Origin of the sequence: Burkholderia territorii (assembly GCF_001718335.1) — a bacterium.
GTDB lineage: Bacteria > Pseudomonadota > Gammaproteobacteria > Burkholderiales > Burkholderiaceae > Burkholderia > Burkholderia territorii.
Window position 1 is genome coordinate 1,286,267 of sequence record NZ_CP013365.1, and the last position, 13,094, is coordinate 1,299,360.

General features: G+C 68.9%; 12 protein-coding genes. All 12 read right to left on the reverse strand.

What is annotated here, in order from left to right:
- Positions 1-144: 144 nt before the first annotated feature.
- The gene (locus WS51_RS05715) at positions 145-393 is read right to left on the reverse strand and encodes a hypothetical protein (RefSeq protein WP_059507493.1); all 249 of its coding nucleotides are present in this window, start codon (positions 391-393) and stop codon (positions 145-147) included.
- The gene (locus tag WS51_RS05720) at positions 390-1,655 is read right to left on the reverse strand and encodes an alkaline phosphatase family protein (protein WP_069228753.1); all 1,266 of its coding nucleotides are present in this window, start codon (positions 1,653-1,655) and stop codon (positions 390-392) included. The genes WS51_RS05715 and WS51_RS05720 overlap by 4 nt, the downstream gene beginning before the upstream one ends.
- Before the next feature lie 410 nt (positions 1,656-2,065).
- Positions 2,066-2,329 carry a translation initiation factor IF-1 gene (gene infA, locus WS51_RS05725; RefSeq protein WP_059451274.1) on the reverse strand — a complete coding sequence of 88 codons (264 nt, stop codon included), beginning with the start codon at positions 2,327-2,329 and terminating at the stop codon, positions 2,066-2,068.
- Positions 2,330-2,789: 460 nt separating this feature from the next.
- Positions 2,790-2,993, reverse strand: a complete 204-nt coding sequence (locus tag WS51_RS05730; protein ID WP_006751843.1) for a cold-shock protein — start codon at positions 2,991-2,993, stop codon at positions 2,790-2,792.
- A gap of 300 nt (positions 2,994-3,293) precedes the next feature.
- The gene (locus WS51_RS05735; RefSeq protein WP_059773880.1) at positions 3,294-4,373 is read right to left on the reverse strand and encodes a Rieske 2Fe-2S domain-containing protein; all 1,080 of its coding nucleotides are present in this window, start codon (positions 4,371-4,373) and stop codon (positions 3,294-3,296) included.
- 69 nt (positions 4,374-4,442) lie between these two features.
- Positions 4,443-6,920, reverse strand: a complete 2,478-nt coding sequence (locus WS51_RS05740; protein ID WP_069228754.1) for an efflux RND transporter permease subunit — start codon at positions 6,918-6,920, stop codon at positions 4,443-4,445.
- A 93-nt stretch (positions 6,921-7,013) separates the two neighbouring features.
- Positions 7,014-7,973, reverse strand: a complete 960-nt coding sequence (locus WS51_RS05745) for a WD40/YVTN/BNR-like repeat-containing protein (protein ID WP_060136480.1) — start codon at positions 7,971-7,973, stop codon at positions 7,014-7,016.
- A gap of 168 nt (positions 7,974-8,141) precedes the next feature.
- The gene (locus tag WS51_RS05750) at positions 8,142-9,347 is read right to left on the reverse strand and encodes an acetyl-CoA C-acyltransferase (RefSeq protein WP_069228755.1); all 1,206 of its coding nucleotides are present in this window, start codon (positions 9,345-9,347) and stop codon (positions 8,142-8,144) included.
- 23 nt (positions 9,348-9,370) lie between these two features.
- A complete protein-coding gene (locus tag WS51_RS05755; RefSeq protein ID WP_059451269.1) occupies positions 9,371-9,856 on the reverse strand; it encodes a MaoC family dehydratase in 486 nt (161 codons plus the stop codon).
- Entirely contained in the window at positions 9,856-10,656 is an 801-nt protein-coding gene (locus WS51_RS05760; protein ID WP_059451268.1) for an SDR family oxidoreductase, read from the reverse strand. The genes WS51_RS05755 and WS51_RS05760 overlap by 1 nt, the downstream gene beginning before the upstream one ends.
- Positions 10,653-11,855, reverse strand: a complete 1,203-nt coding sequence (locus WS51_RS05765) for an acyl-CoA dehydrogenase family protein (RefSeq protein WP_069228756.1) — start codon at positions 11,853-11,855, stop codon at positions 10,653-10,655. The genes WS51_RS05760 and WS51_RS05765 overlap by 4 nt, the downstream gene beginning before the upstream one ends.
- Positions 11,852-13,093, reverse strand: coding sequence for an acyl-CoA dehydrogenase family protein (locus WS51_RS05770; protein ID WP_069228757.1), 1,242 nt, complete (start codon positions 13,091-13,093; stop codon positions 11,852-11,854). The genes WS51_RS05765 and WS51_RS05770 overlap by 4 nt, the downstream gene beginning before the upstream one ends.
- Position 13,094 lies beyond the last annotated feature (1 nt).

Here is a 13,094-nt window from a genome sequence, read left to right on the forward strand (position 1 = left end):
CCTTCGCCCTTCGCCCTTCGCCCTTCGCCCTTCGCCCTTCGCCCTTCGCCCTTCGCCCTTCGCCCTTCGCCCTTCGCCCTTCGCCCTTCGCCCTTCGCCAGCAGCCTGGCTTCACGAGCCGCCAAGTGTCAACCGCGCACCACGTCAGCGGTGCTTTCCGCCATGCCTGCGCCGCCGATGCGCGGCGCGTGCCTGCAGCAGCGTCGGCATCAGCTCCTCGATGTACTGCCGCGCCTGTCCGCGCGTGACGATCTGGCTGAACCGGCGATGCGCCTGGTCATGGCCGACCAGCGCCGCATGCGCCTTCTTCAGAATGTGCAGATACGCGATCAGGCTGGTGCCGTCGCGCACGGGCAGCGCATCGCGCGGGTCGGTTGCAGGAGTCGTGTTCATGAGCCGATCCTCGTCGGGCAGTCGGTGCGGCAGGTCGTGGTCACGAGCGACAGCAGGTCGTTGGCTGCGCGATCGCGATCCGTCAGCGGCGCGAGACCGAACAGGCGCCCGAGCGTCGCGACCACCGAGCTGTGATCGTACGGCGTGTGATCGACATGACCTGCCGCAACCCACGGCGACACGACGATCGCTGGCACGCGCACGCCATACACGTCGAACCCGAAGCCGCTCGCATTCAGCGTCGCGGCCGCGCCGTCGTTCGGCGGCGGCGCCGCGCCCGGCCTGACCGAGTCGTAGAAGCCGCCGTGCTCGTCGTAGACGATCACGAGCAGGCTGCTCGCCCACACCGGCGAATTGCGGATCGCGTCGTACACGCGCGCGACGAGCTGGTCGCCGCCGGCCAGGCCGTCCATCGGATGCTGCGAACTGCCGTTCCGGTAGGTGCCGTGCACGATGTCGCCGTAACCGGGCTCGATGAACGTGTAGCGCGCGGTATAGCCGGCCGCGAGATCGGCTTCGAAGTGCGACAGATCGTCGACGTCGAAGAAGCTCACGCCCTTCAGCGATGCCACCTGCGGCACGTGGCCGAGCGGATCGCCCGACTGGTCCTGATAGATGCGCCAGTTGTCGTCGCCGAGCGCGGCGAAGATCGAGCCGTTCGGATAATGGAAGCCGTCGAGCGTGTCCCATCCCGCCATTTCTTCCCGGGTGGGCGAATGGTCGAGGCCGGCCGACGATGCGCCGTGCAGGAAAAAGCGGTTCGGCCAGGTCGGCCCCGGCATCGACGCGTGCCAGCGGTCGCACAGCACGAATGCGTTCGCGAGCGCATACAGCGACGGCGCCTGCGTGCGCACATCCGCCCCCTGCATGACCGCGCCAACGCTGCCCGCTGGCGGCGACGTGCCCTCGGAATGCGACGTCGCGTAGTTCGACACGAATCCCGAATTGTCGATGCCGGGATAAGGCCGCCCTTTAACGAACGGTACGCCGGCGCCGCACAACTGTTCGAGCACGTCAGTGAATTCGTGGCACGGATCGGTCGGCATCCGGTCGGGCGCGCCGCCGCCGAACGGATGGACAGTGCCGTCGTACGCGTTGCTGTCGCCCGACGACGCGGCCGTGATGCCGGCGATGCCCGAGAGCGCGAACAGATGATCGAACGAGCGGTTCTCGAGCATCAGCACGAACACATGGCGGATGCGGTCCTGAACCGACGCAACGGCGGGAACGGTGGGAGCTGCGGGGGTTGCGTCTGCACTCATGGCGCCTCCTGGCGTCGCGCGACGAAATTCCGGCTGGCACGATCGCGGCGGCACGGAAAGAAACTGAAAGCAAAGGCGCTGCAGCGTGCGCGGGCCGCGAATTGCCGACGAGTGTACGGCTACGCCGGCCAGCGCGTAAAGCCGGCTAAGGGCGCGACAAGACGTGCGGATTCAGCCGAAAACCGGCATGGAACGCGAAAGCGATACGCGGCGAATCGATGAGCGGGGGGAAAACAGGCCGAATCGGACGATTCGACGGGAAGGAATGCGGGCCGGCCGCAGCGGCACTGCCCCGCCGCGGGCGACCGGCGAACGGCGCGTACCGCGCCGTCCATCCGGGGTGCCCGGCCGCATGAACGGCCGGCCGGGTTGCGATCGGTGCGGCATTGCACCGCCCGATCGCCGATGCTTCAGCGACGCGGTTGCCCGGCGCGCGGCGGACGCGGCGAATTCGCGTCCTTGTGACGGAAGTTGATGCGTCCCTTCGTCAGGTCGTACACGGACAATTCCAGCGTCACGCGATCACCCGCGAGAATGCGGATGTGGTTCTTGCGCATGCGGCCCGACGCATACGCGCCCACCACGACGCCGTTTTCCAGCGTGACACGGTATTTGCTGTCCGGCAGCACTTCGTCAACGATTCCGTCCAGTTCCAGCAGTTCTTCTTTTGCCAAACCAATTCCTCCAGACAAGGTAATGACCGCGGCCGCGGCGAACTCACCGGCGCCGTGCCCCGCAACGGGACGGCGGCCGGCGCGATGCCGGGGATCAATTCGTTCAGACGGGCAATGTGCCCGTCTTGATCGGAGCCCGGCGCAATGCGGCGGTCGGGCGGTCGGTGGCGGCGGTGCGATCGGCACCGCGCAAAGTCGGGACCGCGCCGCGTGCGGCGTGGCGACGGTCTACTCGGGTTGCAGCATGAGCCGCTGGCGACGCGGCAAGCGCGTCGCGAGGGCGTTGGATCGCACGTCGTACGGACCTGCGATGGATGAAGGAAGCACACGACCGATGCATCGTGAATGCCGCGATGCATCGGTCGTGTGCGTCGAAACGCGCGGGACGCCGGCTCGGGCCGGCATTCGCGCGAAATCCGTCGGGCAGCGGCCGCCATGCGACGGCCGGTGCCGGTACGGCTTACTGCGGCGTGATGTTCGACGCTTGCAGACCCTTCGGGCCACGCTTCACTTCGTAGCTGACCTTCTGGCCTTCGGCGAGGGTCTTGAAGCCCGTGCCGCGAATTTCCGAGAAATGGGCGAACAGATCGTCGCCGCCGTTGTCCGGGGAGATGAAACCAAAGCCCTTGGTTTCGTTGAACCACTTGACGGTACCGGTATCCACAAATACTTCCTTAATACGATTGAAACGAATGATTGAACATGCGCCCGTGTCGGGCACAGAAAGAATCAAAAGAGGGAGAGACCAACGACTGCCGCACGGCGTGCGGCCAATGATGAGCAATCGAACTTCTTGAAGACTTCGGTCTCGGACACTACGCGGTGCAGGCCGATCCGTCAAGCTCTTTCGGTGCGACGCAGGCGCACGGCAGCGCGCGCGCCTTGCGTGGCGGGCGTGCGCGGCAATCGGGACGCGAAACGATACGCCCCCTTTTTGCCGCGCTTCGCCGCCAATAGCGAGCCGTTACCGCGGTTCGAATACGTGATGCAGCGCCGGCGGCGACTCGCCGTCGCGGATCTTCATCTCGAACGTCTTGCGCGCGACGCTCGACGGCCGCACGTCGGCCGCGTCCAGGTAGAACTGCGAATACCAGTCGCGCATCTGGTACAGCGGCCCGTCGCCTTCGCACAGCAGCGGGTTGTCGATCCGCGTCTTGCTGTGCCAGATGTCGACGTCCTCGTAGAACGCGCGTTGCGCTTCCTTCACGTACGCATTCGCGATCTCCATGTTCTGTTCGTCGCTCAGGCCGGCCACCTTCTTCACGATCACGCCGTAGCGCAGCTCGAAGCTGTTCATGTCGATCGGCACGTGGCAGTTCAGCAGCACCGAATGGATCGGCTGGCCGCCGCTCTGCCCCGTCATCTGCGTGATGTGCACGGCCGGGCCGAAATACGTCGACAGCGCGGTCAGGCTGTCGCCGCCCAGCTTCTCGCTGCGGCCGACCATCAGCTGCGTCGCCTTGTGACCTTCGAACAGGTTCGCGAAATAGTCGACCGGCGCGCGGTGGACGGTCGCGAAGTGCGCGACGTCCGAAATGTTGTCGACCAGCTCGCGGCAATTCGCGTGGATCACCATCTTGTCGACCACCCAGTCCGACCATTCGTCGGAGAAGCACACGTCGAGGCGCGGAATCGCGACTTCCGGCGGCGGCGCATTGCCTTCCGGGTCGTTCCACACGAACAGCAGGTTGTTTTCCTCGCAAGTCGGCCACGCGCCGATGCGCGCCTTCGGCGGAATCCGCTTGCAGTACGGGATCGACGCGCACTGCCCTTCGCCGTTCCAGGCCCAGCCATGGAACGGGCAGACGAGATGGTCGCCGTCGACCGTGCCGAGGCTCAGGTCGGCGCCCATGTGCGGGCAATACGCATCGACGACGTTGATCCTGCCGGTCGAATCGGCGAACGCGGCGAGCTTGCGGCCGAATATGTTCAGCGTATGCGGCTTGCCGTCCTTGTAGTCGCGGGCGAGCCCGAGGCAGTGCCAGCCGCGCGCATAGCGCTGCGCGAGCGGCTGGGCTTCGATCTTGTAAGGGCGTGCGGACATGTGGGTTGACTCCTCTTGGGGGAACGCGCGGCGGCCCGCCGCGCACCGGGATAAAGGGGGATGTGTCGCTCAGCGCACCGGATTGCCGGGTTCGAGCGTGCGCGCCGGCTTGAGCGCGGGTGCGGATGCGGGCGCGGCCTGCGGCGATGCCGGCTGCGGCGCGCGCGACACGCGGCGCTCGGCGCGCTCGACGCCGAGCCATGCGGCCAGCGCGGGCAGCAGGAATACCGCGCCGAACAGGTTCACGAGGAACATGAATGCGAGCAGCACGCCCATGTCGACCTGGAACTTCAGCGCGGAGAATGCCCACGTGCCGACGCCGATGAACATCGTGACGGCGGTAAACAGCGCCGCGGTGCCGCGCTGACGCATCGCATCGGCGAATGCGTCCGGCAGCGTCGCACCGTGGCGGATGTCGTGCTGCAGGCGTTCGTACAGGTAGATCCCGTAGTCGACGCCGACGCCCACGCCGAGCGTGATCACCGGCAGCGTCGCGACCTTCAACCCGATGCCGAGCCGCGCCATCACCGCGTTGCACAGGATGGACACCAGCGTGAGCGGCACGATGATGCACAGCACCGCGCGCCACGAGCGGAACGTGACCGCGCAGAGCAGCGCGATCGCGCCGAAGATCGACAGCAGCATCGCTACCTCCGCGTCGCCGACCGCCTCGTTCGTCGCGGCCATCACGCCGACGTTGCCGCCCGCGAGCCGGAACGCGACGTTCGGCGTCGGGTTCTCGGCCGCGAAGCGCTTGATCTCGTCGACGATGTGCGCGATGGTCGTACCCTCGTGGTTCTGCGTGTAGATCAGCACCTGGATCGCCTTGCAGTTGGCGGTGTTCATCCCGTTGTCGGGATCGAACGCGTTGGAGCCCTGCGTGAGCCCTTCGCTCGAGCGCGGCAGCGCGGCCCAGCGCGGGTTGCCCTCGTTGAACGCGGCGATGAACACCTTGCCCTGCGACGCGACGCTCGTCACCGACTGCACGCCGGCCACGCCGCGCATGTTCATCTCGAACTTCTCGATCGCGCTCATCACCGGGTAATGCAGGCACGCGTCGTCGAAGCCGGTCGTCTCTACGATCACCGACAGCACGTCGACGCCGATGTTGTACTGATGCGTGATCGCCGCGTTGTCGATGTTGTAGCGCGAGTTCGCGCGCAGCTCCGGCGCGCCGGTGCCGATGTCGCCGATCTCCAGCCTGCGCGACTCGAGCGTGCCGTATGCGAGCAGCGCGAGCGCCACGGCGAACACGCCGAGCGCCGGCGCGGGCCGCGCGAACACCGCGAAGCGCGACCACTTCCCGCTGCCGCCCGCGGCGGCCGTGCGCTGTGCGCGCGCCAGCGTGCCGCGCTCGAGGCGCGTGTACGACAGCAGGATCGGCAGGAACACCTTGTTGGTGACGATCATCAGCAGCACGCCCAGGCACGCGGTAATGCCGAGCTCGCGCACGATGTCGATCCGGATCCGCATGATCACCATGAAGCCGAGCGCGTTGGTCAGCAGCGCGACCGTGCCCGGCACGAACAGCTTGCGGAACGCGTCACGCGCGGCGTCGACCGACGACGCGCCGCGCACCAGCGCCTGCTTCCACGCGTTGGTCATCTGCACCGCGTGCGACACGCCGATCGAGAAGATCAGGAACGGCACGAGGATCGACATCGGATCGATGCCGAGCCCGAGCAGCGGCAGCGCGCCAAGCAGCCACACGACCGGCAGCAGCGCGACGACGAGTGCCAGCACGGAGGTCTTCAGCGAGCGCGTATAGGCGAACAGCAGCGCGGCCGTCACGAGGAACGCCAGCGCGAAGAACGCCATCACACCGGCGATACCGGCCTCGACGTCGCCGACCAGCTTCGCGAAGCCGATGATGTTCACGTCGATGCCCTGCTTCGCGTAGCGCGTGCGGATGTCCTCGAGCTGGCGCGCGACCGCGCTGTAGTCGAGCCGCTTGCCGGTGGCCGGATCGGTCTCGCGCAGTTCCGCGCGGATCAGCGCCGACTTCAGGTCGTTGCCGACCAGCCGGCCGATCTGCCCCGAGCGCGCGACGTTGCCGCGCACCTTCGCGAGATCGCCCGGGTTCGCGCTCGAGAACTGACCGGGCACGACCACGTCGCCGCGAAAGCCGGCTTCGGTCACTTCCGTGTAATGGACGTTCGGCGTGAACAGCGAGAACACGCGCGAGCGGTTCACGCCGGGGATGAAGAACACGTCGTCGGTCGCGTGGCGCAGTGCGTCCATGAAGGCCTGGTTGTAGATGTCGCCGTCGCCCTTCCAGCGCAGGCTGACGAGGATCGTGTTCGCGCCCGGAAACGCGCCCGCGTAGCGCTCGAACACCTGCATGTACGGATGCTGCATCGGAATCATCTTGTTGAAGCCCGGATCGAGCTTCAGGCGCGTCGCGGACAGGCCGAGCGCGAGCGTCACCGCGACGCACAGCAGCATCAGCAGGCGGCGCTGCCGGATGATCGTGTCGGCGCAGCGCTCGACGAACGCGGCGAGGCGCGACGCGGGAACGGCTTCGGTGGAGCGTGACAGGTCGTTCATGGATTTCTCGGGTCGGGACGGACGGGACGGACGATGCGGATCGGCGCAGCGCGGCGAACGGATACGGGCGGCGGCAATCGCCGCCGCCGCGCATCAGGACGGCGACGCGGCGAGCGGCGCGACGCCGGCCTCGCCGCCGAGCAGCAGCGCGCCGCGGCCCATGTCGAGCACGGCCGCGAGGCTCTGCACGCCGCCGAGCTTGCGCACGTCGAAGGTCGCGCCGCCGTCGCGCGACGCGACGATCGCGCCGCCCTGCCCGACCAGCACGAGTTCGCCGTCGGCGAGCTGCGTCGCGCCGAAGTACGACACCGGCACGTGGCTGTCGACGTGCGTCCAGGTCGCGCCGCGATCGGTGCTGCGCAGCACGTTGCCGCGCATGCCGTACGCGACCCAGTCGCCGTTGGCGAGCATCAGCGCGCCGAACAGCGAGCCTGCATACGGCGACGGCAGCTTGTCCCAGGTGGCGCCGCCGTCGGTCGAGCGCAGCAGCGTGCCACTCTCCCCCGCGATCAGCAGGTTGCCGTGGCCGTCGCCGACGATCGCGTTCAGGTGGCGGTCGCCGGCCGGGGTCTTCAGCGGCTGCCACGTGAGCCCGGCATCGTCCGAGCGCAGCAGCTGGCCGAAACTGCCGGCCGCGAACAGCGGGCCGTTCGCGCTGCCCCACACGGACAGCAGCGGATCGGAATGCGCGTGGTCGACGTGGACCTCGCGCCAGTGCACGCCCGCATCGTCGCTGCGCACGATCCGGCCGTCGTGGCCGACCGCGATGCCGAGCGTCGGTGTGACGAAGCTCACCTGCGTGAGCGTCGAGCCCTGATCGGGCGTGACCGACGCCGGCCGCCAGCGGCGGCCCGCATCATCGCTCAGCAGGATCACGCCGCGCTCGCCCACCGCGACGACGCGCGCGCCGGCGCGGGCGAGCCCGTTGATCTGCAGGCGGTCCGCGTGGATCGCGGTGGCCGGGAACGCCGGCAGCGGGCGCGGCGAAAACGCGAACAGCGCGGCGCCGAGCACGAGCGCCGACATCGCGAGTCCTGGCAAGGTACGTTTCATCGGTTGTCTCCTGTCCTGGCAATCGGCCGGGGCCCGCGTCGACGCGCGCGCCCTGCCGCTGCAAGTCTCCGGGCCGCCGGTCGTTGCCGCGGCCTCGCATGGTTCCGCATGGATGGCGGCCGAACCGGGCTGTCGGTGCGGCTGCCGGTGCGGCTGCGTCGAATGCCCTTACGCGCCGACCTCGAACAGCGCGGCGGCACCCATCCCGCCGCCGATGCACATCGTCACGACCGCATGCCGCACGCCGCGGCGCGCGCCTTCGAGCAGCGCGTGCATCGTCATCCGCGTGCCCGACATCCCGAACGGGTGGCCGAGCGCGATCGCGCCGCCGTCGACGTTCAGCCGTTCATTTGGAATGCCAAGCGTGTCCCGGCAATACAGCGCCTGGCACGCGAACGCCTCGTTCAGCTCCCACAGCCCGACGTCGCGCACGGTCATCCCGAAGCGCGCCAGCAGCTTCGGAATCGCGAACACCGGGCCGATGCCCATTTCGTCGGGCTCGCAGCCGGCCACGGCCAGCCCGCGGAACGTACCGAGCGGCGCGAGGCCCCGACGCGCGGCCTCGGCGCGCGACATCACGACGACCGCCGCCGCGCCGTCCGACAGCTGCGACGCATTGCCGGCCGTCACGAACTCGCCCTGCTCGACGACCTTGCCGCCGCTCCACGACGGCTTGAGCCCCGCGAGCCGCTCGGCCGTCGTATCGGCGCGCACGCCTTCGTCGCGCGTCGCGCGCACGGCCTCGTGGCCACTCGGGTTGCCTTCCTTGTCGAACAGCGCGCGCGTCACGTCGAGCGGCGCGATTTCCGCGTCGAAGCGGCCGGCCGCCTGCGCGTCGGCCGTGCGCTGGTGGCTCTGCAGCGCGAATTCGTCCTGCGCGGCGCGCGAGATCCCGTAGCGGCGCGACACGATCTCGGCGGTTTCCATCATCGCCATGTACGCGGCCGGCTGGTGATCGAGCACGGCCTGCGAACGCGCGCGATAGCCGTTCTTGTGCTTGTTCTGCGTGAGCGAGATCGATTCGACGCCGCCCGCGACGACGATCCGCGCGTCGCCCGCGCCGATGCTGCGCGCCGCGCTCGCGATCGACATCAGGCCCGACGAACACATGCGGTCGATCGACATGCCGGGCACCGAAGCCGGCAGCCCGGCCGCCGCGGCCGACAGGCGGCCGATGTTGTAGCCCTGCGTGCCCTGCTGCGCGGCGCAGCCGATCAGCACGTCGTCGACGTCGGCCGGCGCGACGCCCGCGCGTTCGAGCGCGGCGCGCACGACGTGGCCGCCCAGCGCGGGTGCCTCGGTGTCGTTGAACATGCCGCGAAACGCCTTGCCGATCGGCGTGCGGGCGACGGAAACGATGACTGCGTCTTCCATGAGGTGGCTCTCCGAATCCGAATCTAGAAGGTGTAACGGCTGATGGTGTCGGCAACGCAGCCGGGCTTGCCTTCGCCTTCGATCTCGACGGTCACGCGGATCCACGCCTGCACGCCGCCGTCGAGCGGCTCGACACGGAGCAGCTCGCCGACGCCGCGCACGCGTGCACCGACCTTCACCGGGGCCGGGAAGCGGATCCTGTCGCAGCCATAGTTGACGCCGAGCCGCGCGCCGTCGATGCGTACGATCTGCGGCAGGAAATGATTGACGAGCGACAGCGTCAGGTAGCCGTGCGCGATGCACGCGCCGAACGGGCCGTCCTTCGCGCGGATCGGATCGACGTGCACCCACTGGTGATCGCCCGTCGCGTCGGCGAAACCGTCGATGCGGATCTGGTCGATCGTGAGCCACGCGCTCGCGCCGAGCGTTTCGCCGACGGCCGCCGCGAGTTCGCCGGGATGCGCGAACACGCGAGGCGTCGCGCGCACGGGGTCGAGAGTCGTCTCCATCATGCGTGCTGGCTGCTGACCGACAGCACTTCGCCCGTCATGTACGACGCGTAATCGCTTGCAAGGAACACCATCACGTTCGCGACCTCCCAGACTTCGGCGGCGCGCCCGAAGGCTTCGCGCGACGCCAGTTGATTCAACAGGTCGGCCGGGGCCGACTTCTTCAGAAAATCGTGCATCGCGATGCTCGGCGCGACCGCGTTGATGCGCACGCCGTAAGGCGACGCCTCGAGCGCCGCGCAGCGCGTGAGTGCCATCACGCCCGCCTTCGCCGCCGCGTAGTGCGCCTGTTCCGCCTGCGCACGCCAGCCGAGCACCGATGCGTTGTTGACGATCGCGCCGCGGCCGCGGGCCTGCATGTGCGGCAGCATCGCGCGCGTCATCCGGAACGTCCCGGTCAGGCTAATGTCGATCACCCGCGACCATTCGGCATCGTCCATTTCGACGATGCGTCGCGCGCCGCCGAGCCCGGCGTTGTTGATCAGTACGTCGACGCCGTCGAGCCGGTCCTGGGCATCGGCCACGAGCGCCTGCACGTCGTCCTCGACCGCGACGTTGCACAGGCGGCCGAAGACCTGCTGCAGGCCCGTTTCGGCGCGCAGCGTCTGGACCGCCTGTTCGAGGCGTTTCTCGTGGATGTCGGAGATGAACAGCGCGCGGCAACCTTCCTCCGCGCAGCGACGCGCGGCCGCGAAGCCGATGCCGGCGCCCGCGGCGGCCGTGATCAGCACCGATTTGCCGGCGAGCAGCTGGTGGCCCGGCACGTACGCGGGCGCTTTCTGGATCTGGGGTTCGGTCATGCGGTGCCTCGTGGTTCCCTGGGCATGCCGAGCCCGCGCTCGGCCATGATGTTGAGCTGGATTTCGTTGGTGCCGGCGTAGATCGTGTCCGCACGGGAGAACAGGAACACGCGCTGCAGATGGGTAAGCTTTTCGTCGCCCGGATCGATCACGTTCGCGCGCGGCCCGAGCGCGTCCATCGCGAGCTGGCCGAGGTCGCGGTGCCAGTTCGACCAGAAATACTTGTAGATCAGCGCCTCGCGTCGCAGCGGCGCGGTGGCGCCGCCGTTCGCGTCGTCCGCGCCGGACAGCATCCGCAGCGCGTTGTAGCGCATCACGCGCAGCCCGGCCCACGCGCGGCCGATACGCTGGCGCAGCACCGGGTCGCGATCGGCGCCCGATTCGCGCGCGGCGTCGATCACCCAATCGAGTTCGCGCACGAACTGCATCTGCTGGCCGAGCGTCGACATCCCGCGCTCGAAGCCGAGCAGCGTCATCGCGATCCGCCAGCCGTCGCCGGGCGCGCCAACCAGGTCGCGTGCCTGCACGCGCGCGCCGTCGAAGAACACTTCGTTGAATTCGGCGCCGCCGTTGAGCTGCCGGATCGGGCGGATCTCGATGCCCGGCTGGTCAAGCGGCATCAGCAGGAACGACAGCCCCTTGTTGCCCGTCGACGCCGGATCGGTACGCGCGAGCACGAAGATCCAGTCGGAATCGTGCGCGAGCGACGTCCACACCTTCTGGCCATGCACGCGCCAGGTGCCGTCGGCATCCCGCTCCGCACGCGTGCGCACGTTCGCGAGATCGGAGCCCGCACCCGGCTCCGAGTAGCCCTGGCACCAGAACTGCGTGCCGCCGAGAATCCCGGGCAGGAAGCGCGCACGCTGGTCGTCGGTGCCGCACGCGACGAGCGTCGGCCCGAGCAGCCCTTCGCCGATATGGCCCATCCGGCCCGGGCCGCCGGCGCGCGCGTATTCCTCGTGGAAGATCACCTGCTCGGCGACCGTGAAGCCGCGGCCGCCCGCGTCGGTCGGCCAGCCGAGGCCGGTCCAGCCGCCCTGCGCCAATTTCCGTTCCCACGCCTTGCGCAGTTCCGGAAACGCCTCCTCGTCGCCGGGGCCGCCGCGATATTTCAGGCACGCGAATTCGCCGGTCAGGTGCGAGCGCACCCAGTCGCCGACTTCGTGCCGCAATTGCTGTTCGCGTGTTTCGCTGTTCATTGGAGCGCTCCCGTGCGCGCGGCGGATGGACGCGTGGCCATCGATGCATGTAACGATGCCGGTGCCGCGTCGTGCCGCGACGTGCCGTTGTCGATCGCATGGCGTGCGATCCATTCGAGCAGTTGCGGCGTGCTGCCGAACTGCGCGAGCGACGCCTGCGCACGCTTGAAATAGAGATGCGGGTCGTATTCCCACGTAAAGCCGACACCGCCGTGCAACTGAATCGCTTCCTGCGCGCAGAACGCGTATGCGTCGTTCGCGGCGGCCTTCGCGGCCGCGATGTCGCCGCGCAGCGCCGCGTCCGGCGCCATGCCGCCCGCTTGCGCATCCCATGCGTGCGCGGCGCCGAGCACCGCCGAGCGCGCGGATTCGATCAGCACCATCATCTGCGCACAGCGATGCTTGACGGCCTGGAACGACGCGATCGCGCGGCCGAACTGCACGCGCTGGCCCGTGTAGTCGAGCGTCAGGTCGAGACATTGCTGCGCGCCGCCGAGCTGTTCGGCGGCCAGCGCGAGCGCCGCGAACCATGCGGCGCGCTCCAGCACCTGCGCGGCGACGGTGCCGCAGGCGAACAGTGCCTCGCGGTTCACGCGGATTTCGTCGAGGACGATGCGCGCGATCGGCCGTGTCGCGTCGAGCGTGTCGAGCGGCGTGATGCGCAGGCCGGGCGCCGTCGCAACGTCGATCGCGAACAGGCCGATCGACCGCCCTTCGTTCGCGATCCGCGCGGGAATCAGCAGCAGGTCGGCGCGCGCGCCGTCGATCACCTGTTCGATCGTGCCGGACAGCGCGTAGCCGCCCGCCGCTTCTTCGGCAACGACAGGCAACAGCCCCGCGCCGGCCGGCAACTCGAACGGCAATGCCAGCGTCGCGCTGCATGCGCCTTCGGCGATCTTCGCGAGCCAGCCGGTTGCGAGCGGTGCGTCGGAGCAGCTCGCCAGCGCGGTCGCGGCCAGGCATGCGGTCGGGAAATACGGCACGCATGCGATGCGCCGGCCGAGCTGCTCCATCAACAGCGTCTGTTCGACCGCGCCGAGCCCGAGGCCGCCCGCCGCTTCCGGCAGCGCGAGCGCGTTCCAGCCGAGTTCGCCCGCGAGCGCGGCCCACAAGGCGTCATCGCGGCCGGCCGAATGCTCGAGCGCGCGGCGCACGTCGGCGGATGCGCTGCGTTCGGCGAGCACGTCGGCAGCCGCATCGCGGATCATCGCCTGTTCGTCGGTGAGCGCGAGATCCATG

Bases quoted from the DNA above. Each gene is read 5' to 3' on its own strand.
- WS51_RS05715 (WP_059507493.1), bottom strand. From the start codon at position 393: ATGAACACGACTCCTGCAACCGACCCGCGCGATGCGCTGCCCGTGCGC.
- WS51_RS05720 (WP_069228753.1), bottom strand. From the start codon at position 1,655: ATGAGTGCAGACGCAACCCCCGCAGCTCCCACCGTTCCCGCCGTTGCG.
- WS51_RS05735 (WP_059773880.1), bottom strand. From the start codon at position 4,373: ATGTCCGCACGCCCTTACAAGATCGAAGCCCAGCCGCTCGCGCAGCGC.
- WS51_RS05740 (WP_069228754.1), bottom strand. From the start codon at position 6,920: ATGAACGACCTGTCACGCTCCACCGAAGCCGTTCCCGCGTCGCGCCTC.
- WS51_RS05745 (WP_060136480.1), bottom strand. From the start codon at position 7,973: ATGAAACGTACCTTGCCAGGACTCGCGATGTCGGCGCTCGTGCTCGGC.
- WS51_RS05750 (WP_069228755.1), bottom strand. From the start codon at position 9,347: ATGGAAGACGCAGTCATCGTTTCCGTCGCCCGCACGCCGATCGGCAAG.
- WS51_RS05755 (WP_059451269.1), bottom strand. From the start codon at position 9,856: ATGGAGACGACTCTCGACCCCGTGCGCGCGACGCCTCGCGTGTTCGCG.
- WS51_RS05760 (WP_059451268.1), bottom strand. From the start codon at position 10,656: ATGACCGAACCCCAGATCCAGAAAGCGCCCGCGTACGTGCCGGGCCAC.
- WS51_RS05765 (WP_069228756.1), bottom strand. From the start codon at position 11,855: ATGAACAGCGAAACACGCGAACAGCAATTGCGGCACGAAGTCGGCGAC.
- WS51_RS05770 (WP_069228757.1), bottom strand. From the start codon at position 13,093: ATGGATCTCGCGCTCACCGACGAACAGGCGATGATCCGCGATGCGGCT.